This window comes from Paenarthrobacter sp. 2TAF44 (assembly GCF_052114885.1).
Classification (GTDB): Bacteria; Actinomycetota; Actinomycetes; order Actinomycetales; family Micrococcaceae; genus Arthrobacter.
Genome location: NZ_JBFRFP010000055.1, coordinates 1 through 1,768 on the forward strand (window position 1 = coordinate 1; position 1,768 = coordinate 1,768).

Annotated in this window: 1 protein-coding gene; it reads right to left on the minus strand. The window is 65.5% G+C overall.

The window, feature by feature from the left end; all coding sequences use genetic code 11:
• Positions 1 to 20 precede the first annotated feature (20 nt).
• Positions 21 to 1,652 carry an IS1634 family transposase gene (locus AB4Z15_RS24915; RefSeq protein WP_442019400.1) on the minus strand — a complete coding sequence of 544 codons (1,632 nt, stop codon included), beginning with the start codon at positions 1,650 to 1,652 and terminating at the stop codon, positions 21 to 23.
• Between the last annotated feature and the right edge of the window lie 116 nt (positions 1,653 to 1,768).

Genomic DNA, 1,768 nt, shown 5'->3' on the forward strand with positions numbered 1-1,768 from the left:
ACCTGACTTGGCTCATTTCCTTAGTGCGTGACTTTTGGACCGTGGATCGCGTCGAGGATGGCTTGCTCTTCGGTGGAAATGTCGGGAGCGAATCTCTGTTTGGTGCCGTTGATGGCGATGGTCGCTGAGCGCAGGGGCCGGAGTTGTTTGACGACGTTGGCGATCGCCAGTCCGGTCCTGTTCTGGACGGTTCTGGATACTGCCAGCGCGGTGAACACGATCGTCAGGTGTGCCTCGATCGCGTCCCGGGTGCGGTGAAACATGGGCCTGGCCCGCAGGTCTGTCTTGCTCATCCGGAAGGACTGCTCGACATGCCACAGGTCGTGGTAGGAGGCGATGACTTCCGTCGCGGCCATGGCCGTTGCGGGGATGTTTGTGACGTAGCCCTTCAGGCCGGCCAGTTGCCGGGCGCGTGTCAGTGATGCCTCGTCGAGGCTGCGTTTGCCGCCGGCTGTCTTCACGAACCGCGGGGTGCGGGCAGCTTTCTGTCCCTCGATGACCTCGCGGGCCCGGTTCTCCTGGGCCGTGAGGGTGGTGGCGTCGCGGACCGCTCTTTTGCGGGAGTAGGCCCACACGGCCCGCCACGAGCCGGGGTGGATGGCGGGGTCCCAGACGGGTTCGGCGCGCAGGTCGGGGTTGTTCTCCTTGGCGTGGCCGGTTCTGGGGGTGATGGTGTCGATCAGCTGACCGTCGCTGAACGCGTCGCCGTGCCAGCGGAAGTGCGAGGCCAGATCGGTCGGGGCCTTCGTCATCCGGGAGCCGACGATAAAGCGCAGGTTCGCCTCGTCCAGTTCGCGAAGGTTGCCGGCGGAGAGCATTCCGGCGTCGGCGACGACGACCATGTCGGCCAGGCTGTGGCGGGCCTGGAACTGCTTGATGATCGGGATCATGGTCGCGGTCTCGGCCTTGTTGCCTTCGAAGCAGCCGATCTCCAGCGGGAAACCGAGCCGGTCCACGAGCAGGCCGACGACGATCTGGGGGTCGACCCTGCGCTCCTTGGAATAGCCGACCTTGCGCAGTTCGTCTTCCTTCTCGGCCTCGAAGTAGAGCGTAGTGACGTCGTAGAGCACCAGGGAGATGTCCCCGTCGGTGCTGGCGTGCTGGAAGCACCAGGTCGCGATCCGGTCGCGGTACTTGCCCGCTGCGGCACGGCCCAGGGTGCGTTTCATGGTCGCGTAGCTGGCCGGGGACTGGCCCAGGTCCCGAAGGATTCTGCCGGCATCCAGCAGTGATGTCGGTTCCACGACCCGGGCGATCACGAGGTCCCGGAACACCTCGTCGCCGAGGCCATCGAACCCCAACGCTGTAAACACGCCGGCCAACGCATCGAACAGGATCCGCGAGTCCGTGCCGACCACCCGTCCCGGACCATCACGACCGGCTGGCGTCACCGCGCCGGCCGCCTCGAACAAGCCCTGCCCGGCAGGGACAACCAGGCCCTTCACTGCAGGGGTGGGCTCAACAGCGAGATCCAGGACGCCCTGGGCAGGATTGTCCAGCAGCTCACGGGCGCGTTCGAGCAGCATGCCAAGCTCTGCCTCCGTATGCGCCGAGCCGACGTGCTCCACGATCCGCTGACGGCCGCGCACATACTCGGCGATCTGCACTGCCGTCGCTCCCGAGGCCGTCCGCACCCTCCTGATGAACACCACACCGGTGACACTAGAACAAAACCCCTTTAGTGCGTGAAAAAGCAGCATTCCGCCAACATCACCGCAGGTCAGAGCCTCGGCCCACCCCGAAGCCACGAGCCGTGAGCCAAGTCAGG